Annotated in this window: 20 protein-coding genes and 1 pseudogene; 8 read left to right on the plus strand and 13 right to left on the minus strand. The window is 72.3% G+C overall.

The window, feature by feature from the left end:
* Nucleotides 1–29: 29 nt before the first annotated feature.
* Nucleotides 30–356 (minus strand): annotated as a pseudogene (locus Srubr_RS13770) (site-specific integrase); the annotation flags it as partial.
* A 100-nt stretch (nucleotides 357–456) separates the two neighbouring features.
* Between Srubr_RS13770 and Srubr_RS13775 the strand changes: the two are divergent.
* The 3 genes from Srubr_RS13775 to Srubr_RS13790 all read left to right on the plus strand — a co-directional run bounded on the left by Srubr_RS13775 (nucleotide 457) and on the right by Srubr_RS13790 (nucleotide 4,433).
* Nucleotides 457–1,689 (plus strand): cytochrome P450 family protein, encoded by a 1,233-nt coding sequence (locus tag Srubr_RS13775; protein WP_189996997.1) that lies wholly within the window; start codon nucleotides 457–459, stop codon nucleotides 1,687–1,689.
* 602 nt (nucleotides 1,690–2,291) lie between these two features.
* Nucleotides 2,292–3,926: an ABC-F family ATP-binding cassette domain-containing protein gene (locus Srubr_RS13785; protein ID WP_189996999.1), complete on the plus strand. Its 1,635-nt coding sequence runs from the start codon at nucleotides 2,292–2,294 to the stop codon at nucleotides 3,924–3,926.
* 153 nt (nucleotides 3,927–4,079) lie between these two features.
* Nucleotides 4,080–4,433, plus strand: coding sequence for a hypothetical protein (locus Srubr_RS13790; protein WP_373319150.1), 354 nt, complete (start codon nucleotides 4,080–4,082; stop codon nucleotides 4,431–4,433).
* A gap of 176 nt (nucleotides 4,434–4,609) precedes the next feature.
* Here the strand turns inward: Srubr_RS13790 and Srubr_RS13795 are convergent, their stop codons facing one another.
* The 3 genes from Srubr_RS13795 to Srubr_RS13805 all read right to left on the minus strand — a co-directional run bounded on the left by Srubr_RS13795 (nucleotide 4,610) and on the right by Srubr_RS13805 (nucleotide 8,944).
* Nucleotides 4,610–5,887, minus strand: coding sequence for a vWA domain-containing protein (locus Srubr_RS13795; RefSeq protein ID WP_189997143.1), 1,278 nt, complete (start codon nucleotides 5,885–5,887; stop codon nucleotides 4,610–4,612).
* 176 nt (nucleotides 5,888–6,063) lie between these two features.
* The gene (locus Srubr_RS13800; protein ID WP_189997000.1) at nucleotides 6,064–7,347 is read right to left on the minus strand and encodes an AAA family ATPase; all 1,284 of its coding nucleotides are present in this window, start codon (nucleotides 7,345–7,347) and stop codon (nucleotides 6,064–6,066) included.
* A 112-nt stretch (nucleotides 7,348–7,459) separates the two neighbouring features.
* Entirely contained in the window at nucleotides 7,460–8,944 is a 1,485-nt protein-coding gene (locus Srubr_RS13805; RefSeq protein ID WP_189997001.1) for a hypothetical protein, read from the minus strand.
* 466 nt (nucleotides 8,945–9,410) lie between these two features.
* Here Srubr_RS13805 and Srubr_RS13810 point away from each other — a divergent pair, with 466 nt between their 5' ends.
* Nucleotides 9,411–10,421 (plus strand): methyltransferase, encoded by a 1,011-nt coding sequence (locus tag Srubr_RS13810; RefSeq protein WP_189997002.1) that lies wholly within the window; start codon nucleotides 9,411–9,413, stop codon nucleotides 10,419–10,421.
* Between the two features lie 176 nt (nucleotides 10,422–10,597).
* Here Srubr_RS13810 and Srubr_RS13815 read toward each other — a convergent pair whose 3' ends face one another.
* On the minus strand, nucleotides 10,598–11,428 hold the full coding sequence (locus tag Srubr_RS13815; protein WP_308439914.1) for a helix-turn-helix domain-containing protein: 831 nt from the start codon (nucleotides 11,426–11,428) through the stop codon (nucleotides 10,598–10,600).
* Between the two features lie 398 nt (nucleotides 11,429–11,826).
* Here Srubr_RS13815 and Srubr_RS13820 point away from each other — a divergent pair, with 398 nt between their 5' ends.
* A complete protein-coding gene (locus tag Srubr_RS13820; protein ID WP_189997004.1) occupies nucleotides 11,827–12,273 on the plus strand; it encodes a hypothetical protein in 447 nt (148 codons plus the stop codon).
* Between the two features lie 465 nt (nucleotides 12,274–12,738).
* Here Srubr_RS13820 and Srubr_RS13825 read toward each other — a convergent pair whose 3' ends face one another.
* Both Srubr_RS13825 and Srubr_RS13830 read right to left on the minus strand, forming a co-directional pair.
* The gene (locus tag Srubr_RS13825; protein ID WP_189997144.1) at nucleotides 12,739–13,572 is read right to left on the minus strand and encodes an endonuclease/exonuclease/phosphatase family protein; all 834 of its coding nucleotides are present in this window, start codon (nucleotides 13,570–13,572) and stop codon (nucleotides 12,739–12,741) included.
* Nucleotides 13,573–13,875: 303 nt separating this feature from the next.
* Nucleotides 13,876–15,225: a dicarboxylate/amino acid:cation symporter gene (locus tag Srubr_RS13830; protein WP_189997005.1), complete on the minus strand. Its 1,350-nt coding sequence runs from the start codon at nucleotides 15,223–15,225 to the stop codon at nucleotides 13,876–13,878.
* Between the two features lie 653 nt (nucleotides 15,226–15,878).
* Between Srubr_RS13830 and Srubr_RS13835 the strand changes: the two genes are divergently transcribed.
* Nucleotides 15,879–16,358, plus strand: a complete 480-nt coding sequence (locus tag Srubr_RS13835) for a diadenosine tetraphosphate hydrolase (RefSeq protein WP_189997006.1) — start codon at nucleotides 15,879–15,881, stop codon at nucleotides 16,356–16,358.
* Between the two features lie 145 nt (nucleotides 16,359–16,503).
* Here the strand turns inward: Srubr_RS13835 and Srubr_RS13840 are convergent, their stop codons facing one another.
* From Srubr_RS13840 to Srubr_RS13855, 4 genes are all read right to left on the minus strand, one after another.
* Nucleotides 16,504–17,106 (minus strand): O-methyltransferase, encoded by a 603-nt coding sequence (locus Srubr_RS13840; protein WP_229926777.1) that lies wholly within the window; start codon nucleotides 17,104–17,106, stop codon nucleotides 16,504–16,506.
* Between the two features lie 118 nt (nucleotides 17,107–17,224).
* Entirely contained in the window at nucleotides 17,225–18,565 is a 1,341-nt protein-coding gene (locus tag Srubr_RS13845; protein WP_308439915.1) for an MFS transporter, read from the minus strand.
* A gap of 362 nt (nucleotides 18,566–18,927) precedes the next feature.
* Nucleotides 18,928–19,611 (minus strand): ABC transporter ATP-binding protein, encoded by a 684-nt coding sequence (locus Srubr_RS13850; protein WP_189997008.1) that lies wholly within the window; start codon nucleotides 19,609–19,611, stop codon nucleotides 18,928–18,930.
* Nucleotides 19,608–20,696 (minus strand): ABC transporter permease, encoded by a 1,089-nt coding sequence (locus Srubr_RS13855; RefSeq protein ID WP_189997009.1) that lies wholly within the window; start codon nucleotides 20,694–20,696, stop codon nucleotides 19,608–19,610. The genes Srubr_RS13850 and Srubr_RS13855 overlap by 4 nt, the downstream gene beginning before the upstream one ends.
* Before the next feature lie 172 nt (nucleotides 20,697–20,868).
* Between Srubr_RS13855 and Srubr_RS13860 the strand changes: the two genes are divergently transcribed.
* On the plus strand, nucleotides 20,869–22,089 hold the full coding sequence (locus Srubr_RS13860) for a sensor histidine kinase (RefSeq protein ID WP_189997010.1): 1,221 nt from the start codon (nucleotides 20,869–20,871) through the stop codon (nucleotides 22,087–22,089).
* Nucleotides 22,086–22,724: a response regulator gene (locus Srubr_RS13865; protein WP_189997011.1), complete on the plus strand. Its 639-nt coding sequence runs from the start codon at nucleotides 22,086–22,088 to the stop codon at nucleotides 22,722–22,724. Before Srubr_RS13860 ends, Srubr_RS13865 begins: the two co-directional genes overlap by 4 nt.
* A 31-nt stretch (nucleotides 22,725–22,755) precedes the next feature.
* Here the strand turns inward: Srubr_RS13865 and Srubr_RS13870 are convergent, their stop codons facing one another.
* Both Srubr_RS13870 and Srubr_RS13875 read right to left on the minus strand, forming a co-directional pair.
* On the minus strand, nucleotides 22,756–23,241 hold the full coding sequence (locus Srubr_RS13870) for a hypothetical protein (RefSeq protein ID WP_189997012.1): 486 nt from the start codon (nucleotides 23,239–23,241) through the stop codon (nucleotides 22,756–22,758).
* A gap of 227 nt (nucleotides 23,242–23,468) precedes the next feature.
* Nucleotides 23,469–25,268 (minus strand): hydroxysqualene dehydroxylase, encoded by a 1,800-nt coding sequence (locus Srubr_RS13875; protein ID WP_189997013.1) that lies wholly within the window; start codon nucleotides 25,266–25,268, stop codon nucleotides 23,469–23,471.
* Nucleotides 25,269–25,416: the final 148 nt, after the last annotated feature.

The raw sequence follows: 25,416 nt of genomic DNA on the forward strand, positions 1-25,416 counted from the left end.
CAGTGCTGACAACGGTCAAGGAACGAGGCTCATCGGCTGCCGTCGCCGGGAGCGAGCAGGCTCGTGAGCTCGGCGATCGCCTCCGGGGGCGGCTTGAAGTAGCGGCGGACGTTCTCCGGCCTCTCGTGCCGGGACTTCGCCGTGAGCATCAGGAGCGACGAGCCCTGCTCGCCGAGGTGGGTCCGAGAGGAGTGGCGGTATTCGTGCAGGTCCCAGCCCGTACCGGGACCGCGATAGGCAGTGTGCTCGTCCAGCAGTGCTCGGGCCTGCCCTCACGACAGCCTGGCCAGTCCGGTGTCCGGGCAGACGTCGCGGGGGCTGACGACCTTGCCCGGCCCCGGACGGCGGTGGGTGACGAGGCATGCCTGTACGCGGGCCCGCACCGAACCCGTGGGGGTCCGGCTCGTTCTCCCCACGACGACCTGACTCGCCGGACCTTCAGAACGGGAGAGCCCCATGAGTTCCCACGAGCAGTGCCCGTACCAGGACGGCAGGGTGGTCATCGACCACGCCTTCAAGGCGGACTCCCCCGCCCGCTTCGCGCGGCTGCGGGAGCTCGGCCCCATCCACCCGGCCGAGTTCCACCTCGGCCTGAAGGGCTGGGTGGTCGTCGGCTACGACCTGGCCCGCGAGGCGCTGACCCATCCCGACCTGCTCAAGGACGCCACCCCCGCCGCCGAGGCCCTGGCCGCCGCCGGATACGTCCTCCACCGGCCCTCGGTCGGCCTCGGCGCGCAGATGATGGAGGCGGACCCGCCCGAGCACACCCGGCTGCGCCGGCTCGCCTCCGCCGCCTTCACCCCCCGTCGTACGACGGAGATGGCGCCGCGCATCGAGCAGATCGCCCACAGCCTGATCGACGCGATGCCGCCGTCGGGCGAACTCGACCTCGTCGAGGCCTTCAACGCCCCGCTGCCCGCCACGGTCATCGCCGGACTCCTCGGCATCCCGCACCGCCACCACCACGACTTCCGCCGCTGGGCGGGACAGGCGCTCCAGGTGGCCTCACCCGAGCACCGCGCGGCCCTGGCCGCACTGCACGCGCTGCTGGCCGAACTGGTCGCGGACAAACGCCGCCGTCCCCAGGACGACCTGCTGTCCGCCCTGGTGGCCGTGCGCGACGAGGAGGACGGCCGGCTCTCCGAGGAGGAACTGGTGGGCACGGCCCTGATGCTGGTCGTCGCGGGCCACGAGACCACGGTGAACCTGCTGGGCAACGCGGTGCTCGCCCTGCTGCGCCACCCCGGCCAGCAGGAGCTGTTGCGGGCGCGGCCAGAGCTGATGCCGGGCGCGGTGGAGGAGTTTCTGCGCTACGACCCCTCCGTCGAGCGCTCTACCAGCCGCTACGCCGCGCGCGACCTCGAACTGGGCAATGTGGCGATCCCCCGGGGCTCCATGGTCGCCGTGGCTCTGGGCTCCGCCGGGCGCGACGCCCCGCAGCCGGGCGGCGGCGACCCGGACGTGCTGGACGTGACCCGGCCGGGCGCCCGCCATCTCGCGTTCGGGCACGGCATCCACTACTGCCTCGGTGCCCCGCTGGCCCGCCTGGAGGCGACGATCGCCCTGCGCACCCTGCTCGCCCGGATCCCGGAACTGCAACTCGCCGTTCCAGCGGACTCGTTGCGGTGGATCGGCTCCGGGATCGTCCGCGGCGTGCTGTCCCTCCCGGTGCGCTACCGCGTGGGCTGACGGCAACCGCCGTACGACGACGTCCCGGCGGACGCCCGCGGCGTGGCGGAAGTCCGCGAGCCCGACCCTTTCGAAGGCGTCCGGTCCACCCGCCATCCGTCCGTGCACAGCGCGTCGTGGACGATCCGGGTCTGCGGCATCGCGCGCGGATCGCCGAGGGTGTAGGTCTTGGGCCGGTCCACCGGGCCGTCGGCCCGCAGTTCGTACTGTGTCGCGTCCTTGTGCGGCGGCGATCCCCGCGGCGCCCCGCGTCGAACATCGCCCGCCGCCCGACCGGTGCGCCCTCGGGCCCTCCGGTCCGGCTTTCCCGCCGCGTCAGTGCTCCCCTTCGGCCGCCTGTACACATGTGAACGGGCGGCCAGCGGCCCGGACAGGCACGGGAACGACACCTGCTACGCTGCCAGGGACCTGGACCGTGTGATCGAGGAGTCGCAGACGTGGTGGGTGAAGACGACATCTCCGGGTGAGATCCGGATCTGACGGCCACCGGCCGGCGCACAGGAGCGCCGTCGCCGACGTGGCCCGTCTCGTCGTACCCCTTTCCCCGTATCTGCCCAGGGCAGAGGCCTCTGTTCTGCCCTCCGTGCCTTCGAGGTCCCTTCATGTCTCACGCCGCCATCGTCTGCTCCGGCCTCTCTTTCGCCTGGCCCGACGACACCCCCGTCTTCCAGGACCTGTCCTTCACCGTGCCCACCGGACGTACCGGACTGGTCGCCCCCAACGGCTCCGGCAAGAGCACCCTGCTCAAGCTGATCGCCGGTGAACTCAAGCCGGCCGGCGGCTCGGTGTCGGTCGGCGGCACGGTGGGCTACCTCCCGCAGAGCCTCCCCCTGACCGGCGACCTCACCGTCGCCGAGGTGCTCGGCGTCGCCGCGGTGATCCGCGCCTTGGACGCCGTCGAGTCCGGCGACGTCAGCGAGGAGCACTTCACCGTCATCGGCGACGACTGGGACATCGAGGAACGCACCCGCGCGCAGCTGGACCGCCTGGGCCTCGCCGGCCTCGCCCTGGACCGCGGCCTGAGCACCCTCAGCGGCGGCCAGGTCGTCTCCCTCGGCCTGGCCGCCCAGTTGCTCAAGCGCCCGGACGTCCTGCTGCTCGACGAGCCGACCAACAACCTCGACGCCGAGGCCCGCCACAAGCTCTACGACGTCCTCTCGGACTTCACCGGCTGCCTGCTGCTGGTCAGCCACGACCGCGCCCTGCTCGACCGCATGGAACGCGTCGCCGAACTCGGCAGCGGCGAACTGCGCCTCTACGGCGGCAACTTCACCGAGTACGAAGAGGCCGTCCGCGCCGAGCAGGAGGTCGCGGAGAAGAACGTCCGCAACGCCGAGCAGGAACTCAAGCGCGAGAAGCGGGAGATGCAGCAGGCCCGAGAACGCGCCGAGCGCCGGATGAGCAACGCCTCCAAGAACCTCAAGAACGCCGGCCTGCCCAAGATCTTCGCCGGCACCATGAAGCGCGGCGCACAGGAAGCAGCCGGCAAGTCCGGCCAGTTGCACGCCTCCCGTGTCAGCGAGGCCAGGGCCCGCCTCGACGAGGCCGGACGCGCGCTGCGCGACGAGCAGCGCCTCACCCTGGAACTGCCCGACACCAACGTGCCCGCCGGCCGCAACCTCTTCCTCGGCGAGGGCATGCAGGTCCACCACGCCGGCCGTGCCGTCTTCGCCGACGGCGGCGTCGACCTGACCGTCCGCGGTCCCGAGCGCGTCGCGCTCACCGGACCCAACGGCTCCGGCAAGACCACCCTGCTGCGGCTGATCACCGGGGACCTCGCCCCGGACAGCGGGGAGATCAAGCGCTACGACGGCCGGATCGCCTACCTCTCGCAGCGCCTGGACCTGCTCGACCTGGACCGCACCGTGGCGGAGAACTTCGCCGCGTTCGCCCCCGAGCGGCCCGAGGCGGAGCGGATGAACCTGCTCGCCCGCTTCCTGTTCCGCGGCGCCCGCGCCCATCTGCCCGTCGGTGTCCTCTCCGGCGGCGAACGGTTGCGCGCCACCCTGGCCTGCGTCCTGTGCGCCGAGCCCGCTCCCCACCTGCTCCTGCTCGACGAACCGACCAACAACCTGGACCTGGTCAGCGCGGGCCGGCTGGTGAGCGCGCTCAACTCCTACCAGGGCGCCTTCCTGGTGGCCAGCCACGACGAGCGGTTCCTCGCCGAGATCGGCGTGAACCGCCGGCTGCGGCTGGCCGACGGCGTGCTGAAGGAGACCGGAGCCCCCGTGGAGTGAACCCCGGCGTGTGACGTAGCCCGCGTCCGAGGCTCCGCGCCCGGCGGGCCGACCACCGAACACGTCTCGACGGTTCCCCATGCCCCAGTCCGCTCCGCTCGCCCAGGGCCTCGTCCGCGTTCTGGACGGCCGGCGCGTCCCACCGTCGCCACGGTGCTGGGGGAGGCGCTGCGCGAGACCCGCGGGTTCCTCGCCGAACTGGAACGGCTCGGCGAGGAACTCGCCCGCATCCCGCAGCACGACCCCGGCCACCAGGTACTCCTCGACACCTACGGCAGGCGGCTGGAGCAGGCTCAGCACCGCGAGTCCTGGGCCGCCGGCCGCCGCGCGGCCCTGGTGCTGGACGGACCTAAGCCTCGGCACGGTCGGCCACGACCACGCGCTGGGCCGGCTGTCCGGCGGGGGCAGCGCGGCCGGCTCGCCCTGGCCGCGCTGCTCGTACGACGCCCCTGGCGCGCTGCCGCTCGACGGGCCGACCAACCATCTCTCCCCTCGGCCGTGCGATGAACTGGAGGAGGCCCTGGGCTCGGGCCCCGCCGCCATCACCCGTCGCCAACCACGACCGCCGGCTGCGGGGGTGGTGGCAGGACCGGGAGACGGACGGCGGGAGAGCCCGGCCACGGCCCGACCGGGAGCCTGAGCCGCCGGGCGCCGCGGGTGGTGACGGGTTGTCGTACTCCACATCAGTCACCCGTCAAGGCGGCCCCTTGGACACGATCACGCCCGCCGACGAGTCGGACGTCCGGGAGGCGACCACAGCCTATGGAGACGACCCGGGCCCAGGGCGGCGGGGTGTCCGGGACGTAATCGGGGTCCGTCTCGTCGACGGCGTGGGCGGGACGGGGGAACAGGCCGACGACGGTCCGGCAGGCCGGCTCCTCCGAGGGCCAGGGTGTCTGGCCGTCCGTCAGGGCGACGATCACGTCCGGGCGCGGCCGGGAGCCGAGCGCCCGGACGAAGCCGGAGCGCAGGTCGGTGCCCCCGCCTCCGATCAGTTCGATGTTCTCGGCACGGCAGAGGGGCACGGCGATCCCGGCCGCCGCGTCGCAGGAGATCACCGAAACCAGGTCGCGTCGCCCTCCCACGGCCCGCGAGATCGCCGCCACTTCCAGCAGCGCGCTGCCCAGTTCGGCGTCGCTCACCGACCCGGAGGTGTCGATGACGACGCAGACCCGGGGCGGCGTACGACGCAGGCTCGGCAGCACCACGCCGGGGACGGACGCGGAGCGCCGGGACGGACGCCGATAGGTGTGGTTCTCGCCCGCCCCGGGCGCGCTCGCCGCCGAGCGAACCGCCGCCCCGAGCAACTGCCGCCACGGCTGCGGCGGATGGAACACCTCGTCGGCCCATCGGCGCCAGCCGTCCGGCGTGTTGCCCGGCTCGCCCTTGATTCCCTCGGCCACCCGGAAGCGGACCGCGTCACGCTGCTGCCTGGTCAGCCCGTGGGCGCCGGCAGGCCCCAGCTCCCACGGCCGCTGTCGGCCGTCGGCGCCGCTGCCACAGTCCAGCCAGGCCAGGTCCGCGGCGAGCGAGGACATCGACGCCGTCCGCAGGTACTCCTCCATCAGCATCCCGGAGGGCAGCCGCAGCAGCGACGGCAGCACCGCTCCGGTGGGCCGGGGCAGGCCGTCGCCGTAGATGTCGTCGTTGATCTCGAAGTCCGCGGCGATGTTCTGTCGCAGCCGCTCGCCCGGCCCGTGCCGATCATGCTCCCGTGCGTACCGCTCGCTCCGCTCGTGGTGGTCGCGCAGCAGATGGGAGACCTCGTGCACCCAGACGCCCGCCAGTTCCTCCACCGGGGTGCGCGCCACGAAGCCGGGCGAGACGTAACAGCGCCAGTACGCGTCCACCGCCATCGTCGGGACCGAGCGGTCCGCCACGATGTGCAGCGCGAAGAGCGCGTCGGCCAGATAGGGACGGACCTTCACCGCGTGCAGCCTCGCGGCCAGCAGCTTCTCCATGTCCAGCGGGAGCCCGGGCCGGCCGTCCGGCCTTGGGGAGCCCGCCGGTCCGCCGGGTGCGGCCGACGCCTCCTCCGGTGCGGCCCGCACCGGGCGCGGCGCCGGGGGCGGGGACATGGGGCGTGGCACCGGGCGGGACAGCGGGCGCGCGGGCACGGAGTCTCCCGTGGCCCCCGTCACCGGCGCGCCCCCGTCGTCTGTCCGGCGTCGGCCGCCGTGGCCCGCGCCACCGACCGGTCCGCGCGCCGGGCGAGGCCGACCACTGCGGCCAGCCGCTCGACCGCCTGCGGCACCTCCCAGTCGTCACGGCGCAGGGCGGCCAGCGTCCTGGCCGGGGCGACGAGCAGGTCGGGAGCGCCGGTCTCCATGGCGCGGACGAGCACCGCCCAGGCCGCCTCCCACCGCTGCCGCTCCGGACGTGCCCCGACGGCGGCGACCACTGCCTCCAGTGCCGCCTGGCGCAGATCACCCCGCTCGGGGAGTGCGGCGGAGGACGGATCGGCGAGCAGTGTCTCCGGATCCGGGAGGTCCATGCGGTCCAGGTGGGCGAGGAGTTCCAGCCCGGGGCCGTCTCCCACCGCACCGCGCACCAGCAGCGCCATCACCTCGCGGGAGGCGGAGGCCGCCGTACCGAAGGCCAGCAGGGTCAGCGCGGCCTCCCAGCTGCGGGGCGAGGGCCAGGCGCCCCCGCGCCGCGTCTCGGTGCTCGGCAGCCGGTGGATCAGCGTCGGCCTGACCTCGAGAAAGCCGCAGACCGCGCGCCGTGCGAAGGCCACCGCTTCCGGCAGCCGCTCGGGCGCCAGCCGTGGCAGCTCCGCGCGGGGCCAGACCCCGCCCAGCCCGCGCACCACCACGTCCCGGTCGTGCACCCAGTGGAGGTGGACGAACCGGTTGGCCAGCGGCGGGCTCAGTTCCCATCCGTCCGCGGCCGACGCCCGGGGATTGGCTGCGGCCACGATCCGCACGCCGGGCGGCAGTCGCAGTTCCCCGACCCTGCGTTCCAGGACCACTCGAAGCAGGGCGGCCTGGACGGCCGGAGTGGCGGTGGACAACTCGTCCAGGAAGAGCAGCCCCCGCCCGGCCCGTACCAGTTCCACCGCCCACCGCGGCGGTGCCATCGGCACCCCTCGCACCGCCGGGTCGTCGTCTATGACGGGCAGCCCGGAGAAGTCGGACGGCTCGTGGACGCTGGCGATCACGGTCGTCAGCGGCAGGTCGAGGGAGGCGGCGAGCTGGGTCAGAGCCGCGGTCTTGCCGATGCCCGGCTCGCCCCAGAGCAGCACGGGCAGGTCGGCGGCGACGGCCAGGGCGAGCGCGTCGAGTTGTTCGTCGGGGCGCGGCTCGGTGGTGGTCGTCCGCAGGAGGGCGAGGAGGTCGTCGGCGAGGGCGAGCTGGGCGCCGGTTCCGGACGCGGCGGCGGCAGCGGGGGCGGGCGCGGACAGCAGGGTGCTGCGGGTCATGGGCATCACCTGGGTGAAATGAGGGAACGGCGGAGCCCGTTCCGGAGGTCGTGGAAGGCGTACGGCACCGAACGTGCCGTAGGCGTGGGGGACTTCTGTCGGTGCGCGGTGGTCAGTGGGTCAGGCCGGTGCGGGGACGGCCCCGGCCCGCGCGCTTGCGGCGCAGTTCGTGAGGCGTGCGGCGGTCGAGCCGGGGACGGTGGTCCGACTCCGCGTGGCCGCCGCCCGCAGTGGTCCCGCCGTCCGCTGCCGCGGCGGCGGGGTGGACGGCGACCAGTCCCGAGCGGAAGAGCCCGTGGTCGACACGGCGCTCCGCGGCCGACTCCAGTTCCTCCCGGAGCGGCCCGTCGCGCAGGACCGCGGCGGGACCGAGCAGACCCTCGACCACGGCCAGCGCCCCGGCGACGTCACCGTGGCGGAGCCGCTCCCGGACCGCGGGCAGTGCTTGCGGGCTGCGGTGCACCGCGTCGATCGCTCGCAGGCAGGGCAGTGCGGGGCCGCCGAGCGCCACCAGCAGTTCCTCCCGGCGCAGTTCGGCCGGGTCGTGGTCGACCGCCGTCAGCACTCCGCCCCGCAGCGCGATCCGGTGGACCTCGCCCCGGCATGCCACCCGGTGCGGATCAGCGGGCTCGGCGGCCGGGCCGGCCACCGCCGCGCGAGCGGACACCGGCAGTGCCGCGGCGACGAGCGGATGCAGCCGCTCGGGCGCGATCAGCCCGGCCCGCAGCAGCTCCAGGTCCGGCAGGACCCGGGCCGCCGCCTCCGGCAGCAGCGGGAGCGCCGCGGCCTCCCGCGGAGGCAACGTCTCCCGCAGCGGTCGGCACACCGGGGCATGGCTGTCGTCCGGGGCGACGAGTTCGAGGACGGCGCGGCGGCGGGCGTCGAGTCGTACGGTGAACGCCCCGCGCGGACGCCCTTCGGACCGCAACAGCAGTTCCGCCTCGGCGGCCCAACGCCCCACCGCCCAGGGGGCGCCGGGCACAGGGAGCGGGTCGGACCGGCCGCGCTCACCGGGCGGGAAGGGCAGGACCGGGGGCGCCGTGGAGGCCGCTCCGTATGCCCCGCACCGCCGCGCCAGTTCCCCGCTCCGTCCGGCGTCCCAGAGGTGCCGGTGCAGGTCGAGCCGGAAACGCCGGTCGGGATGCGGATGCGGGTGGTGCCGTGGTACTCCGTGCGCCGGCCCCTCCCACAGGGCCAGGGACATCCGCTGCCCGGCGTCAGCCCAGGCCGGCGGGGTGCGCACCACCAGTTCCAGCGGCGGGGCGCCGGCCGCCCCGTAACGGGCCAGCGACAGGGTGAGGCCGGGTCTGAGCCGCCCGTCGGGGGCGATCCGGGGCATGTGCCAGCGGAGCAGGTCCGGCGAGAGCCGCCGCAGATCCGCTCGGAGGAGGTGGACGAGGTCGGTGCCGTGGCGGTCGCGCACGGCGCGCAGATCGAGATCGATGTCGATCCGGGCAGCGGCGCAGGCCCCCGCCCAGTCACCGGCAGCACGCCGTGCGGCCGCGGTCTCGATCATGGACGGTGGCACGGCGTACTGACGCACGCGTTGCCACATCGACAGGCGGGACGGGAAGTCGTTCGCGAAGTGATGTGCCATCAGCCATCACCTTGCGTGGACGATTCCCCCAATCCGTACGAGGAGAAGTTCATCATCGCGGACATCGTAACCGTCCCGACGGTGATCCGCCTCTCCTTTTTCCGCCCCGCGCGTCCGCGTCGGCGACGGGCTGAAAAGGCTGTGTTGCCGCGGGACTTGGGAATGCCGGGTGGGGCGGCGCCCGTACTACGTGCTCAACGCCCCCTGAGGCCGTTCATGACCCGACAGTCTGCCCACGTCCGGGTGAAGACGGCCGGAAGCCCTCTGTCCGCACCGTTCCCGAAGGGATGCACTGGGACCAGCAGCCCCACCGGACCCACTCATCGTCAACACCGGTCACCGCAGCCGTTGAACGCGCGTCGGCAACCGCCGTCCCCCGCCATCCTGGATCCCCGCCTTCCCGCCCCCGACCCGTGGCCCCGCCGCCGCGGGGAACCGGGGCCCGCCCAGAAGAGGTGACGCAGCAATGAACACGGAACGGCAATCCGCCGCCCGCCTGATCGACGAAAGCCTGGGCTTCCTGTTTCCAGCGGCGCTGCGCGCTGCCGCCGCCGTGCGGGTGGCCGACCACATGACGGACGGCGACGAGAGCGTCGAGCGGCTCGCCGAGGCGACGGGCACCGACCCCCGCAATCTCGGGCGGGTCCTGCGGCTGCTCGCCACTCGCGGCGTGGTCGAGGAAACGACCACGGGACGTTTCCGGCTGACCACCACCGGTCAGGCGCTGCGCTCGACCGCCCCTCATTCCGCCCGCGCCGCGATCCTCATGCTCACCGACGCGACCATGTGGCGCCCCGCCGGGGAGATGCACCGCTGCCTGACCGAGGGCGGCTCCGCCTTCACCGGCATCTTCGAAACGACGTTCTTCGACTACTTCGCACGCGACGCGGAAACCGCCGCCGTCTTCCACGACGGCATGGCCGCCATGTCGGACCACGAGAACGAACCCATCGCCGAGGCCTACGACTTTCCGCCCGCCGGCACCGTCGTCGACGTCGGCGGCGGCCACGGCGGTCTGCTTCTCGAAGTCCTCCGCCGACAGCCCGGCCTGCACGGAATCCTCCACGACCAGGCACACGTCCTCGCCGACCACCGGCTGCGCGACCACGACGACATCACCGGCCGATGGTCCACGGTCGAGGGCGACTTCTTCTCCTCGGTCCCGCCCGGGGACATCTACCTCATCAAGCGCATCCTCCACGACTGGAACGACGAACAGTCCGCCCTCATCCTGCGCAACTGCCGGCAGGCCATGGCACCCGGCGGCCGCATCCTCGTCATCGACGCCGTCGTACCACCCGGCAATCAGCCCCACCAGTCCAAGACCCTCGACCTGATGATGATGAGTTCCCTGGTGGGACGCGAACGCACCGAAGAGGACTTCGTCCAGCTCCTCAAGGAAGCAGGACTGCACCTGCGACGCATCGTGCCGACATCAACCGTGCTGTCCGTCATCGAAGCCGTGAGCACTGACTAGGAGAGACACGGAGAAAGAGGTGAGAAGGCGGGCGCGTGCCTCCTGTACGGGGTACGCGCCGCCGACGCCGCCCGACTCAGGCCCGGACCAGGCACCGCGCCGGGTTCGGGCCCGCGCGCTCTCACGCCGCGGAATCGTCCGGTCGGAACCTGGCACTCCGGTGCCAGGCCCGCCTGTCATCCGCGCAGCACCTGCCACGTGTGCGGGCCCACCACGCCGTCCGCCGGCAGTCCGGCCTGTTTCTGCAGACGCATCACAGCGGCGATGGTCTGCTGACCGTAGACACCGTCGACGACACCGGGGTCCATCTCGCGGTGGCGCAGCAGGCATTGGGCCTCCACCACGTCCCAGCCGGGACCGGCGAGGACGGCGGTGCGTGTCGTGCTGTATCCGGCGCTCAGCCCGCCGGCCGCGCCGGCCCGGCGAACCTTGCACGGGTAGGTCCGGCCCGGTCTGAAGACGTACCGGCCCGGCCCCGCGCTCGCGGTGGTGCTGCCGCTCGGCCGTGCGCTGGGCGTGCCCTGCGCCGTAGGCGGGCCGGCGTCTCCGCCGCCGCCCAGGGGCAGGCCGATCAGGATGCCGATGCCCGTCCCGAAGAGCGCGGCGAGGACGACGGCGACGAGGACGACCGGTCTGCGTACGCCTGGCCGTTCGGCAGCCGTCGCCGTCGCTCCCCGCTCAGGGTCGTCCGGCCGCCGGTCCGGCTCGCCGGCCCGGCCGTCGGCCGCCGCCTCCTCCTGGCCGGGGCCGGCCGGCGCCGGGGCGCGTTGCTGCCACACCTCTTCGGCCACTTCGTGCAGGGCCAGCAGCCGAGCCACGTCGGCCCCGGTGGCCCGCGCGAGGTCCTCCACGGCTCGGCGTGGCGGCAGGGCCTTGCCGTTGAGGTAACGCTCCCAGGACGAGCGGCTGTAGCCGGTCTTGGCCGCGAGCGACGTCAGGCTCATGCCGCTGCGGTCTTTCAGTCTGCGCAACTGCACGAAAAGCTGCCGGACCCGCTGGTCGTGCATGTCCGGTAGTTCTTTCCAACGCGCCATGTGACACCCCCGTAGGCATCGGGCTCCGGCAAGGCCCCCCGGCCCGGCCGCCCCTCGCTTGATATACCGAGTGGCGCTCGCCCGGGCCAGGCCCTGACGCCGGTGGTTTCGGCCATGTTCCACGGTCGGCGCGGCGTCCCACCGGCTCCCCGTCCCGTCCGGCGTCCCAGCAGGTCAGGGCGGCAGGCGTCCCATGGTGTCCCATGAGGGCCGATGCCGATGGCGGCCGTGCGGACCGGGCGGCGAACCTGTGGGAGCAAGCACGGCGGACGGGGCGGGACACCCGGAGCCGCCGCCTGTCCGGAGATCCACAGGAGCATCCGCGGAACCGGACGCACGTCGTCCCACTCATCGGGGAAGGAACCACGACCATGGAATTCCGCAAGACCCTCGCACTCTCGACAGCCACCCTGACGCTCGGCTCCGGCCTGGCGCTCGCCTCCGGCACGGCCGTGGCGGACACCGCGCCGGCCTCCTCCGTCAAGGAGGTCTCGGCTCGGGCCGGATGGCACACGATCTGGGGCAACACCTGGGTCCCCGCGCAGCGCAGCGGCAAGTGGACGTCGGGGAAGTACCGCTCGCCGAGCAAGACGACCCGTGCCGTGCTGCGGTGCTACAACTCCCGCGCCTCCATGCGGGTGCGCCTCTTCGAGAAGAAGGGCGGCCACTGGAAGCAGATCGCGAGCAGCGGCTACAAGCGGTGCAACGCCGACGGGCACATCATCGCCAAGGGGAAGGTCAGCAACACCCGTCACTGGCTCAAGGTGCGCCTCGACGGCCGCCAGGGCTCTTTCGTCCGTGCGGAGAAGTGGTCCTGAGACCGGCCGGCCGGGGCCGCGGGCCGGCTGGGCGGAGGCTGTCCAGGCGCGTGGCACTCGGGCAACGGCCGCACTCGCCGACGGCGGGGGGCCGGTGAGCCGCGGGGTGTACCAAGGCGAGTGGTCCACCGGCTGCCGGGCGATGTCCCGGCAGCCGGTTCCTGCGGGAGCGCAGGATGCCTTACCCGGGCATCGGCAGCGCACCCGACGGGAACCAACTCGTATTTCACCAGGGCGAACACGAGCGTTCCGCAGCCATGCGGCGCACGCCACGGCCGCCTCCGGTGCCGAACAGGGGACGGTGCCGGGGGCGGTGGCGTTGCCCGGGGTCGTAGGTGATGTCCGCTACGGGAAGCGGAGCGGCGGCGCGCGATGACTGATGGTGTGCTGCCAGATCTTGCATCACCTGTCCGACGTGGCGGGACTGATCCGACGGGACGTGGGGCGTTCGATCACTGATCGGCCTCAAGTGCCGTGGCTTTCCTGGTCGGTGTCCAGGTCGGTGTGCAGCAGGTCGTGGTCCGAGTACGGGGTGGGGTGCACGCGGTGGCCGAGCGGTGTGATGCCCCGTAGGAACACGTAATCGAACTTGCTCTGCCAGTCGGTGGTCGGGGTGCAACCGACGGTGTACGTGGGACGGCACCGGGGGTCCGCGTCCGTGGCCAGTTCCCACATGGGGGCGAGTTCGGGGGCGTCCGGCACGGCGTTGAAGTCGCCGAGGACGATCACGCGGTCGTGGCGGGAGACGGCTGCGGCGAGCACTTTGGTCTGGCCTGCCCGGACCGCTTCCTGGCGTCGTTGGGCGAGGTGTGTGTTGAAGACGCGGACGGACCGGCCGTCCACCGTGGTGGTGACCGCCATGTACCCACGGTCCTCGGAACCGCCGTCGGGATATTCCACGCTGACGGGGTCCGTCATCGGCGCCGCCGAGAGGACCGCCTGGCCGTAGCCCCCGGGATTCCACGGCACTCCCCCGCAGCGGCCCCAGTCCTGGAGAACCGTCCCGTACTCGACGTGGTAGACCAGCCCGTAGAACCTCCTCAGATGGATCCGTATCCGCTCCACGTCCCGCACGCAGGCTTCCTGCACGCCGATGACCTGGGGCGCGTAGGTGGCGATCTCCCGTGCCCGGTCGAGGTTGCTCCTGTCGCACGGGTTGCAGAGGTTCCACGTCATGACCCGGTTCGGTACGACGCCCTTGACGGCTCCGGCGGGCAGTGGCCGGGCGAAGAGGGCACCGGTCGGTGCGCTGGGGCCCATGAGCATCACGCAGGCCACGCCCAAGGCGCCCGCCCACATACGCATGCGTCTACCGAACACCATCGCCCCCTCGCCCCGCGTTTCCCCGCCATCCTGTCTGAACATGTCGAGCCAGTATGACCAGCCGCGGATTCTCGGGGCACTGGTGGACCGGTCGTTCGACCGCCGTCGCGCCCACGCGCGGAAGCAGTCGATTTGCCGGGGGTCTGCGCGGCCGAGGACGTCACTGCCGTGAACAAGTCCTCACCAGCCGGTTGGTCCGAAGCCGCAGCCGGTGGCCGCACGCACGAAGCGCCCCCGCCGGCCTGCCGGCCGACGGGGGCGCCATCGTGGGAGGGAGCGTCAGGCGGTGACCGGCAGGGTCACCTTCTGCTCGGCGTCGCGCACGCCGTAGTCGTCGTCCACCGGAGACGCCGAGGCGGAGTTGTACGCGTCGACGTCGAGGATCTTCTCGCGGGCGGCGACGACGACCGGGACCAGTGCCTGGCCGGCGACGTTGGTGGCCGTGCGCATCATGTCCAGTACCGGGTCGATCGCCATCAGCAGGCCCACGCCCTCCAGCGGCAGGCCCAGCGTGGACAGGGTGAGCGTCAGCATGACCGTGGCACCGGTCAGACCGGCGGTGGCCGCGGAGCCGACCACGGAGACGAAGGCGATCAGCAGGTAGTCGCCGATGCTCAGCTGCACGTCGAAGATCTGGGCGATGAAGATCGCGGCGAGGGCCGGGTAGATCGCGGCGCAGCCGTCCATCTTCGTCGTGGCGCCGAACGGGACGGCGAAGGAGGTGTACTCCTTCGGCACGCCGAGGCGCTCGGTGACCTTGACCGTGACCGGCATGGTGCCGACGGACGAGCGGGAGACGAAGGCCAGCTGGATGGCGGGCCAGGCGCCCTTGAAGAACTGGACCGGGTTGACCTTGGCCACGGTCGCCAGCAGCAGCGGGTAGACACCGAAGAGGACCAGGGCGCAGCCGATGTAGACGTCGGCGGTGAAGGTGGCGTACTTGCCGATGAGGTCCCAGCCGTAGTCGGCGATGGCGTAGCCGATGAGGCCGACGGTGCCGAGCGGGGCGAGGCGGATGACCCACCACAGGGCCTTCTGCAGCAGTTCCAGGACCGACTCGCTGAGGGTGAGGATCGGCTGCGCCTTGTCACCGAGCTTCAGGGCGGCGATGCCGGCGACGGCGGCCATGAAGACGATCTGCAGGACGTTCAGCTCGGTGAAGGGCGTGATGACGTCCGTCGGGATGATGCCGGTGAGGAAGTCCAGCCAGGAACCGGCGTGCTTGGGCTTCTCGCCGTCCTTCGGGGTGAGGCCGGTGCCCGCGCCCGGGTTGGTGATCAGGCCGATGACGAGGCCGATGGCGACCGCGATCAGCGATGTGATCATGAACCAGAGCAGGGTGCGGGAGGCCAGCCGGGCGGCGTTGTTCACCTTGCGCAGGTTGGTGATGGACACCAGGATCGCGAAGAAGACCAGCGGGGCGACGGCCAGCTTCAGCAGCTGGACGAAGATGTGGCCGATCTTGTCGAGCGTGGTGTACAGCCACTGCACGTCATGGCTGCGGGTGATCCAGCCGAGGACGACGCCGAGGACGAGACCGGCGACGATCTGGGCCCAGAAGGGGACCGCGGGTATGCGCCGGGCGGGCTTGACGGGGGTTTCGGTGCTCGCGGACGCGGACACGGACACACTCCAGTGAGGGCGTATCGGGGAATACGGAAGGACGAAACAAGTACGGCGCACCCGCGCTGGGGGCGGCGCCGCTGCTGCTTGATGCCGGTCACACGGCGCAACAACAGACCGCGGACATACAGCGGCACAGGTCGACATGCAGGCGCGCCACGAGTAGGGGGCTCATGGCTTCACGGTGGCGCACGGATGTCTTCACATCGAACACGTTAACACTTGTACTTTGAGACTCTCAAAGCACTGCTTTGGGGGCGAGGGGGTGATCCTCCCGGAACGCCGGCACTCCGGCGCGGAAGCACGGCTTCGGCGCGGGGGTGCGTACGTTCAGGTGACCCACGTCACGACGCGATGGTGTCCTTCTGGCAGCTGCGGGCGATGCCTCCGGCTTCGCCCGCAGGACGAGGTGGATCGGGCATACCTCATCGTTCATGTGCGCGCGGTGCACCCACGCGCCTGGCCGCACGCCTCCACCCATCCGTGACCGGTCGAGTGCCGCTCCGGCGGCCCCTCCCAAGTGGTGGCGGCGTCGGCGCGCGTGGGCAGGTGTTCCTCGGACCGGTTCCCGGCGGGGGCATCGGGCATCAGGGCGTCCTGCTGCCTCGGCAGTCCTGCGGGGAACTCCGGGGCAGGTGCTCGCAGTGTAGGTTCCGGCCATGACTGGTGACTGGCGGACGGACCGGATCAGGGCTGCGCTGAGCGGCGCGAACCCGACCGTGCTGCGACGACTGACGTCGGGGTTCGCGGTGATCGGGGACGTGCAGTTCCTGCCCGGCTACTCGGTCCTGCTCGTGGATCAGCCGGATGTACAGCGGCTGTCGGACCTGCCGAGAGCGAAGCGGCTGTCGTTCCTGTCCGACATGGACCGGCTCGGTGAAGCGGTCGAGCGTGCCTGCCGGCGGCTCGATCCGGCTTTCCGCCGGGTCAATCTGGAGATCTTGGGGAACACGGACCCGTTCTTGCACGCGCATGTCTGGCCGCGGTACGAGTGGGAACCGGCCGATGTGGTGGGCAGGCCAGTGTGGCTCTATCCGCCTGAACGGTGGGTTGACCCGCGGTTCAGGCTCGGTCCGCAGCATGACGTGCTGCGTGAGGCGATCAGCGACGAACTGGACGAGCTCCGTTCGGCGACTTGACGGCCGATGCGCACACCAATCCTCCTGGAACCGGTCGGCGGGCGCCGGACGACGCCCCTCGCTCGGTGCAAGTCCTCCGACTCGGCATCCGAACTGACCGGCCGACGAGTCCCTCGGCCCGCAGCCCCGCCGCCAACATCCCCCCTTACGACCTTCCTGGCGAGAGGCGTCGTGACGCGACAACCGCTGAACTGGTCGGCGTTGTCAGTACTTCGGTGGCGTTCAGGACTGGATGCGTGAGGTAGAACAGGCGGAGTTCGTCCACTTCGCCGCCGAAACGAGGTGGCCAATGGGGCGAGGGGGTGAAGTCGTCCAGGATGAGAAGGCCACCGGGAGCGAGCAACTCGACGACCCCCTCGGGATCGTCACGCTTGCCTCCGCCGTCGCAGAAGAAGACATCGAACGGGGCGTGCCGCTCAAGCAGCCGCCAGTCCCCGGTGAGAACACCGACACGGTCGTCGTCCGCGAAGACGCCGGCCGCTCGACGGGCCAGCGCCTCGTCACGCTCCACGGTGACCAGGTGGGCACCGGCGCCGAGGCCACTGTGCAGCCAGGCAGTGCCCACTCCGGAACCGGTGCCGCTCTCCGCGATGACCCCGTGGGGCTTCGCGGCCGCGGCCAGACCGAGCAGCCTGCCGACTTCCAGGACGCAACTCTTGTTGAATCCCGCCTCGCCAGCGGCATGCTCCGCGGCTACCACACGGGGTGGCATCGCATGTTCTGCCATGCCCCCCTTCACCGTGAGCATGACGCTATCCGTCAGCAGTGGCGTCCGCACGCAGTTCCGCCTGTCCGCTCCCCGGCGAACCTTCCCGGTCAATGGCGCAAGCGTGGGGCGGCCTCGACCGGTCGTCCCACGCGCTCACTCAGCGAGCCCGAACTCTCCCCTTCGTCTCCGCCACGGCGAGGGCACTCGCCAGTACGAGCGCCGCGGACACCACGGCGAAGCCGGTGGCATGACTCGTGTACTGGGCGATCAGGCCGATGCAGAAGCCGCCGAGGCCGAGTCCGACGTCGAAGGCAAGGTTCCATCGCGCGCTGGCGACGCTGAGCTCCGCGCGTCCCGCCCGGTGCAGCATCAGGGCCAGCGTGGCGTTCTGCGTCGCGCCGACCCCCATGCCGAACACCGCCATCAGTGGCAGGAGCGCGGCGGTAGTGTCGGTCAACATGCCGCCGAGAACGCCCACCGCGGTCATGAGAGTCGCCGGCAGCAGCAACCGCTGGTCACCGAAACGGTCGCCCAGCCGCCCCGACAGGTAGCGGCTGCCGGTCAGCCCCGATTGGACCAGCAGCAGAGCGAGGGGCGTCAACCAGACCGGTTGCCGCGGCGCGGCCAGCGGGAGGAACGTCACCACCGCGCCGGACGCCATCGTCCCCGTGGTGAGCAGGAGGAGCGGCCGCAGAATCGTCGCCCGGGTCGTTCCGGCCAGAACCCTGGGGCGTACGACGGGAGCGGGACGCGGCGCCGTCACCGCGAGCGCCCCCAGAACCCCGACGGCCGGGGCCGCGGCGCCCGCGGCGAACAGCGGGCCGTAACCGAACTCGTGCGCCAGTAATACGCCGAACGGTGTTCCCACCATGCCGCCGAGGCCCGTCGCCACGCCGTACCAGCCCACCCCTTGGCTGCGCCGTCCGGGCGGCGACAGTTCGGCCACCGCGGCACTGCCGGCCACGACGAACACGCCGAAGCCCAGCCCGCGCAGCACGGAGCAGATCACCGTCGTCGCGAACTGGTCCGAGACGCCGAGTACCAGCGCCGGGGCGCCGAGCAGGACCATGCTGGTGATCATCGCGGTGCGGTAGCCGAGGCGGGCCAGCAGGCGGGGAACGGCCGGCTGCACGGCGACCGTGGCAGCCATCAGCGTGCCGGTCACGATGCCGGCCGCGGCCGTACGGCCGCTGGTCTGCGAGGCGTACTCCGGGACGGTCGAGAGCAGCAGATTGAACCCGATGAAGCCGCTCACGGTACAGAGCAGAAGGCCGATCATGGAGCGGCCTAAGAGGGCTGGACTTCGCATTTCAGGTGATATCGGCGGAGACGTCGTCACCCCCCCGATTGCATCAGCCTGCCCAGTCGAAAACAATGTCCGTTCCTCCACCGAACGGTTCTCGCGCCTGGCCGGCACCCTCCCGGTGGGTAAAAGCGTGCGCGGTGTGGACCACAGGTCATCGGGGCCACCCCAGCGCGACGGCATCGAACAGGCCATGCGCTTCCCGACCGTCGAACTCGCCCATCAGCAGGCCGTCCGGGCGACCGAGAACCGGTTCGCCGGCGAGATGCTCGACATGGTGCCGAGCGGGCCGCAACGGACCGGCCAACTCGCCGCACGGCTACGTTCGTTCAGTGCCGCCCCCGACGGCCCGCTCGGCTCACCCTGTGTCTTCAGCCCGAGCGCGTCCAGGCCGCGCGGGCGTCCGGGCTCGGGACCGAACCTTGCCGGCTGTCCACGGCCTGCTTCATCGGCGGTGCGCGCTGTCTCGCGGCATCGTCTGGCCGGCTCGCGGGGAAGGAGCGGCCACGCCGGTGGGGAAACGCCTTCACGACGCAATTCCCCGGCCGTCCGCCGGTTCAGTGGATCGGCGTCCGCAGGCGGAGGCGGCCGTCGTGGACTTCGGCGAGCTGGTCGGCGGCGGTGAGGTGGGTGCGGTCGTGGGTGACCAGGACGGTGGCGGTGGCCTGCTCGTGGGTGAGGCGGGTGATCAGGTCGATGACGGCGGCGCCTCGTTCGTGGTCGAGGGCGCTGGTGGGCTCGTCGACCAGGAGGACGGTGGGGTCGTTCATCAGCGCGCGGGCGATGTTGACGCGCTGGCGCTGGCCGCCGGAGAGCTGATGGGGCCGCCGCGCGGGGTGCCCGGCCAGGCCGACGGCGTCCAGGAGTTCCATCGCGCGGGTACGGGCGGTGCGGGGTTCGCGGCCGGCGATCCGGGCCATGACCTGGAGCTGCTCGGCGGCGGTGAGGGAGGGCAGCAGGTTGGGCTGCTGGAAGACGATGCCGATCTTGTGGCGGCGCAGTGCGGTGAGCTCGCCCCGGGTCAAGCCGGTGGTGGTCTGGCCGTCGATGCTGACGGTGCCGCTGTCGGGGGTGATCAGGGTGGCGGCGACGGCGAGGAGGCTGGACTTGCCGGAGCCGGAAGGGCCGGCCACGACGGTCAGGGTGCCCCTGGGGACATCGAGGCCGACGTGGTCGAGTGCGGTCAGGCGGGTGTCGCCGTCGGGGTAGGTGAGAGTGACGTCGGTCAGGTTCAGGCTCATCGGACGCTCCCCAGGGCGCTCAGCGGGTCGACGGAGGTGATGCGGCGGATGGACAGGGCGGCTCCGAGGACACCGAGGAGGATGATCACGGCGGCCGGGAGCAGGACGGTGGCGGGTGTGAGGAGGAACGGCACGGCGGAGCCGGACACCAGGGCGCCGAGGGCGGCGGCGATGCCGGTACCGATCAGGGTGCCGCCGGCGAGCAGGACGACGGCCTGGCCGAGGGCGTCCTTGAGGAGGCCCGTGGTGGAGGCGCCCAGTGCCTTGAGGACGGCGATGTCACCGCCGCGCTGGATGGTCCAGACGGTGAAGAAGGCGCCGATCACGAGGGCGGAGATGGCGAACAGGAAGCCGCGCATCAGTTGCAGGGAGCCGTTTTCGGAGGCGTAGGAACCGATCGCGGACAGTGAGTCGCCGGTGGAGACCGTTCGGGTGCCGGCCCGCCGGTCGACGGCCGCCGTGTCGGCCTGGGAGGTGGTGTCCAGGGCGATGACGGTGGCGCTCGGCCCTTGGCCGTCGCCCGTGGGCGGCGCGGTCTTCCGCCAGGTTTCCAGGCTGGTCCAGATCACCGGGGTGTGGCTGAAGTGCGCGTCGCCCTCGACGGCGGCCACGTCCAGTCGCCGGCCCGCCAGGGCCAGGGAGTCGCCGGCCCGCACGCCGAGGTCGTCGGCGGCCGCGGTGGACAGCACCACCGTACTGCCGGTGATCTTGTCGCCGTGCGGTGCGAGGCGGGAGCCGGGCTCGACGCCGAAGGCCGAGACCCCGGTGCTCCTGCCTGCTGCGGTGGCCTTGGTGAGGGTGATGCCCAGTGGTTCGGCGCTTTCGACGCCGGGGGCCCCGGCCCACTGCCGCCACTGCCGTTCGGTGACGGTGGAGTCGGCGTACGACAGGTCCTGTCCGCCGCCGGGGGCCTGGAAGGCGATCTTGTCGGCGGGCAGTCCCGTGATGGCGGATACGTTCTGCCGCCCCAGTCCGGCCGTCAGCCCGGACAGCAGCCCGACCAGCAGGGTGATCAGCACGATGACACTTCCCATCAGGGCGAAGCGCCCCTTGGCGAACTTCAGGTCTCTCCAGGCGACGAACACGGCCCTGGCCTGTCCTTTCCGGCGGTGAGAGCGGTACGACCCCACCATCGCCGTCGGCCCCCCGGGCGCGCGTCCCGCGCAGGACGGCACTTCGCGGGCCGGAAGACGGCACCCGGGTTCCAACTTTCGACAGAGGCTTCCGGCCGCCCGTCTCCGTAACCTGGGACGCACTGTGAACACCACTGCTCCCGCCCTGACCCCGACCACCCGGGCCCTCGCCTGGTGCCTGCACCTGCTGGTCATCGGCCTGCTCGCCCTTGCCGCCGGCCGCGCCGTGACCGACGCCCGGCCGCATGCCGGAGTGATCGTCGCCGCGTCGGCCGTGTGCGGCCTGGCGTACGCGGCCGGGCCCGTCCTGCCGTGCGTACGCCGTTCGCGGCGGGCCGCCGTGCTGTGGCTGGCCGTCGTGGGCGCCTGCTGGCTGCTGCTGCTCGCCCTGTCCCCCGACGCCGTGTGGGTGGCCTTCCCGCTGTACTTCCTCCAGCTGCACCTGCTGCCCCGGCGTGCCGGACTGGCGGCCGTGGCCGCCACCGCCGTCGCGGCCGTCGCGGGCTTCGCCGCCCACCAGGACACCTTCGGCCCCGCCATGGCCATCGGCCCGGCCCTGGGCGCCGCCGTGGCGGTCGCCGTGGTGTGGGGATACGAGGCCCTGTACCGGGAGAGCGAACACCGCCGCGGGCTGATCGAGGAACTCACCGCGACCCGCGCCGATCTGGCCGCCGCCCAGCACACCGCCGGCGTGCTCGCCGAACGCGACCGGCTGGCCCGCGAGATCCACGACACCCTCGCCCAGGGCCTGTCCAGCATCCAGCTGCTGCTGCGCGCCGCCGAACGCGCGCTGCCCCAGGCACCACAGAACGCGGCCCGCTACGTCGACCAGGCACGGCAGGCCGCCGTCGACAACCTCGCCGAGGCCCGCCGCTTCGTCGCCGCCCTCACTCCGCCCACGCTGGAGGGCACCACCCTGGCCGGCGCCCTGGAGCGCCTGTGCACCACCACTTCCGCCCGGCACCGGCTCACCGCACGCTTCCGCCTCACCGGCGACCCCGCCCCGCTCACCACCGCCCAGGAGGTCGCCCTGCTGCGCATCGCCCAGTCCGCCCTCGCCAACACCGTCCGCCACGCCGAGGCCACCACCGCCGACGTCACCCTCGGCTGCCTCGGCGACCACGTCGCCCTCGACATCGTCGACGACGGGCGCGGCTTCGACCCCGGCCGGCTTCCCGCCCCCGACCCGGAAGCCGGCGGCTTCGGACTGGCCGCCATGCGCGCCCGCGCCCATGCCCTCGGCGGCACCCTGACCCTCACGTCCGCTCCCGGCCACGGCACCGCCCTGGCCGCCCGGTTGCCCCTCACCCCGCCCACCCGGATCCAGCCCGAGGCCCGCCCGTGACCGACGCCACGCCCATCCGCCTGCTCCTGGCCGACGACCACCCCGTGGTACGGGCCGGACTGCGCGCCGTACTGGAGACCGAACCCGGCCTCGTCGTCGTGGCCGAGGCCGCCACCGCCGAGGACGCCGTCAGCCGCGCCGCCGAAGGGGACATCGACGTCGTGCTGATGGACCTGCGATTCGGCAAGGGCATGGGCGGCGCCGAGGCCACCGCCCGGATCACGGCCCGGCCCGGCGCCCCCCGGGTCCTGATCGTCACCACCTACGACTCCGACGCCGACACGCTGCCCGCCATCGAGGCCGGCGCCACCGGCTACCTCCTCAAGGACGCCCCGCCCGAGGACCTGGCCGCCGCCGTGCGCACCGCGGCCGCCGGACGCACCACGCTGGCCCCCACCGTCGCCGACCGGCTGATGCACCGGCTGCGCGCCCCCGCCACCGCCCTGACCCGGCGCGAGACCGAGGTCCTCGCCCTGGTCGCCGACGGCCTGTCCAACCAGGCCGTCGGCGACCGTCTCCACCTGACCGAGGGCACGGTCAAGTCCCACCTGGCCCGCGTCTACGCCAAACTCGACGTCGACTCCCGCACCGCCGCCGTCGCCGTCGCCACCGACCTCGGCCTCATCCGCCGCTGACCCGAGGCACCGGGGCACCGGAAGCGGTGCGTCAGTCGCCTTCGGACCAGGTGCGTTCCTGGCGGTGGTACGTGCTCCAGTCGGCCGGCGGGTATGTCGCCTGGGGAGCCGCGAGGGCCACGTCGATCGCGATCGCGGTCTCCTCGGGGAAGAAACCGAGGTCCCGGATCAGCTCCATCGCCTGTACGGTGGCCTCGCCGAGCGGACGTGCCATGCGGTCCGCGCCGGACGGGAAGGACAGCGGTTCCCTCCGCGCCAGAGCGAGCGCCCGGGTGCCTCGCTCCTCCAGGCCGAGGGCGAGGTAACCGGCGGCCAGGGCGAGTTGTTCGAGTGCCGTGGACATGGACCGGGAAAGGTCCGTGATGCCGTGCAGTGTCTGCGCGGGACTGCCCGCGATGGCGTCGTACGGTGTCGGACCGTGCTGGTGTTCCAGTCGTTCGCGTTCGGCCTCCAGCAGGGCGTGCGCCTCCTCCAGCGCACGGGCGACACGCGCCAGTTCGGTCAGATCATGGGACATCGTCCATCCTTCCGGTCAACTGGCCCGACTCTACGAGCGTTTGGGGCAGCCGTGGTGGAAGTCGCCCATAGTCGGCCTGATGGGGTGACAGATGGCCGAACCGTGGATACGGCGGTGCCCGCGCCGCCCGGCTGCCCGGTCCCGGCCGCGAACTCGCCCGCCCCGGAACGTCCGCTGGTGCCCGGCGGCGTGGTCAGCACCGTGCGGGACCACGGCGGCCTTCCCGGTCAGCCCAGGTCGAAGGTATTGGGCAGGCCGAGCCGGTAGCGCACCTCGTCGACGCGCTTGAGGGGCTCCAGTTCCTGGGGGCGGTACAGCTCCCAGATCCGGCAGCGTCCGGCGTCGGAGCCGTCCTGGTCGAGCAGCGCGTTCACGGCCCGGCGCGCCGACTCGTTGGCGCCCTCCATCGTCGCCAGGTCCACGTCGGTGCGGACGTAGTCCCCGGCGAGGAAGAAGTTCGGCACGGCCGTCTTCGCCGACGGGCGGTTGTACAGCGTGCCCGCGGGATGGATCAGGAGCGGCTCCCGGTTCTGCGGGTCGGGGCCGCCGAGCCCCGTGACGGCCGGGTCCATGAACCAGGCGATCCGGTCGGTGTCCCTGAGGGTCGTCTTGCCGGAGTCGTTCAGGGCGTCCTTCAGCTGGGCCCAGCACTCCTCGACGACCTCCTCGCGGGTGCACTCGCGGGCCGTCTTGCCGTACAGGATGCCCGGCTTGTCCCACTCCGAGACGATCGCCGACAGGCAGTCGCGGGCGCGTCCGTCGCCGTAGTCCGCCGAGAAGTCCCGTACGTCCCAGAACTGCGCCTGTCCGATCCCGGTCACCGACCACGGGGAGTCGAGGCAGTTGATGTGCCCGTGGACGACGGGTGCCGGCGTGCGCAGATAGAACTGCACACCGGTCATCCAGTCCGTCCGCAGCGCGTCGCACCGGGCGAGCTGCGGGTCGGCCGCGCGCAGCGCGGCACCCCAGGTCCGCCGGGCGTGCTCGACGGGCATGGCGCAGACGTAGTGATCGGCGGTGACGGTGCGTTCGCCGCTGCCGTCCCGGGCCGAGACCCGTACGCCGGTGACGCGCCCACCGTCGTACAGGACCTCCCGCACCTCGGTGCCGAGGACGAACCGGACGCCCAGAGAGCGCAGGTGGACGGTCCAGGGGTCGATCCAGGCCTCGCTGGTCGGGGCGTTGAGCACCCGGTCGATGTCCGCGTCACCGTCCATGCCGCGGCCCAGCAGGCCCCACAGCAGCAGCGCCTCGATGATGACGCGGCCGACGGTGCGGGTGGAGGCGACCTCGGCGCGGGTGGCGACGAGGTTGCGGGTCTGTCCGATGCCGAGGAGCGTGCGGTACTCCTCGCTCATCCGCTCGGCACGGATGAAGTGCCACCAGGGGGTCTTCTCCCACTGGTCCTCGCGGCGCGCGTCGCAGCTGGTGAGGTGGACGAGGACACGGCCGGCGAAGTAGGCGGCCTCGTGCGCGGGCAGTCGGCCGCCGAGGTCGAGGACGGAGAGGATCTGGTCGCGGAGCCACGACGGGGTGATGTCGCCGGGTGCGGGCGGGGTGGTGACCCGTCGCAGGGGGAAGTGCAGGTCCGGGCGGCCGGCTCCGCGGGCGAACAGTGCCTCGGTGCCGTTGCGGAGGTTGTCGTGGACGCCGCCGGCGTTGCCGGGGAAGGGGATGCGGCGCATGGTGTCCGGCAGGTTCCGGTAGAAGCCCGGGAAGAAGCGGAAGCCGTGTTCGCCGGGCAGGGGTCTGCGGCCGTCCGTGCCGGTTCCCGGTACGTCCATCGACCGCGCCTTGCCGCCGAGCACGTCGTAGTACTCGTAGACGGTGACGGTGTAGCCGCGTTCGGCGAGTTCGTGGGCGGCGCTGAGCCCGGCGACGCCGCCGCCGAGGACGGCTACGTGCTTGCCGGCGGGGGCGGCGGCAGCGGCCCGGGCGGCAACCGGTGGTACGGCGAGGGCGCCCACCGTGCCCCCGGCACCCGCGAGGAACCTTCTGCGGCTCGTTCCCTGGTGTCCTGTTGTCATGGATACGGGAGGGTAGAGAGAGCGGGAAGGAGGCAACAGGTCGCCATTCGGTCACCACGGCATCCTCACAACCAGGGTCCGTGGCGGCCGGGAAGGACGAGGGGAACGGGTGCGCAGCGGCCGAGGCCGGTTCCGGTCACCCCCGGCC

The organism is Streptomyces rubradiris (assembly GCF_016860525.1).
GTDB classification, from domain to species: domain Bacteria; phylum Actinomycetota; class Actinomycetes; order Streptomycetales; family Streptomycetaceae; genus Streptomyces; species Streptomyces rubradiris.

Coding starts and splice junctions, on each gene's coding strand:
- Srubr_RS13775 (WP_189996997.1), top strand. CDS start 457: ATGAGTTCCCACGAGCAGTGCCCGTACCAGGACGGCAGGGTGGTCATC.
- Srubr_RS13785 (WP_189996999.1), top strand. CDS start 2,292: ATGTCTCACGCCGCCATCGTCTGCTCCGGCCTCTCTTTCGCCTGGCCC.
- Srubr_RS13795 (WP_189997143.1), bottom strand. CDS start 5,887: ATGGAGAAGCTGCTGGCCGCGAGGCTGCACGCGGTGAAGGTCCGTCCC.
- Srubr_RS13800 (WP_189997000.1), bottom strand. CDS start 7,347: ATGACCCGCAGCACCCTGCTGTCCGCGCCCGCCCCCGCTGCCGCCGCC.
- Srubr_RS13805 (WP_189997001.1), bottom strand. CDS start 8,944: ATGGCACATCACTTCGCGAACGACTTCCCGTCCCGCCTGTCGATGTGG.
- Srubr_RS13810 (WP_189997002.1), top strand. CDS start 9,411: ATGAACACGGAACGGCAATCCGCCGCCCGCCTGATCGACGAAAGCCTG.
- Srubr_RS13815 (WP_308439914.1), bottom strand. CDS start 11,428: ATGCACGACCAGCGGGTCCGGCAGCTTTTCGTGCAGTTGCGCAGACTG.
- Srubr_RS13820 (WP_189997004.1), top strand. CDS start 11,827: ATGGAATTCCGCAAGACCCTCGCACTCTCGACAGCCACCCTGACGCTC.
- Srubr_RS13825 (WP_189997144.1), bottom strand. CDS start 13,572: ATGTGGGCGGGCGCCTTGGGCGTGGCCTGCGTGATGCTCATGGGCCCC.
- Srubr_RS13835 (WP_189997006.1), top strand. CDS start 15,879: ATGACTGGTGACTGGCGGACGGACCGGATCAGGGCTGCGCTGAGCGGC.
- Srubr_RS13840 (WP_229926777.1), bottom strand. CDS start 17,106: ATGCTCACGGTGAAGGGGGGCATGGCAGAACATGCGATGCCACCCCGT.
- Srubr_RS13845 (WP_308439915.1), bottom strand. CDS start 18,565: ATGGCCTGTTCGATGCCGTCGCGCTGGGGTGGCCCCGATGACCTGTGG.
- Srubr_RS13850 (WP_189997008.1), bottom strand. CDS start 19,611: ATGAGCCTGAACCTGACCGACGTCACTCTCACCTACCCCGACGGCGAC.
- Srubr_RS13870 (WP_189997012.1), bottom strand. CDS start 23,241: ATGTCCCATGATCTGACCGAACTGGCGCGTGTCGCCCGTGCGCTGGAG.
- Srubr_RS13875 (WP_189997013.1), bottom strand. CDS start 25,268: ATGACAACAGGACACCAGGGAACGAGCCGCAGAAGGTTCCTCGCGGGT.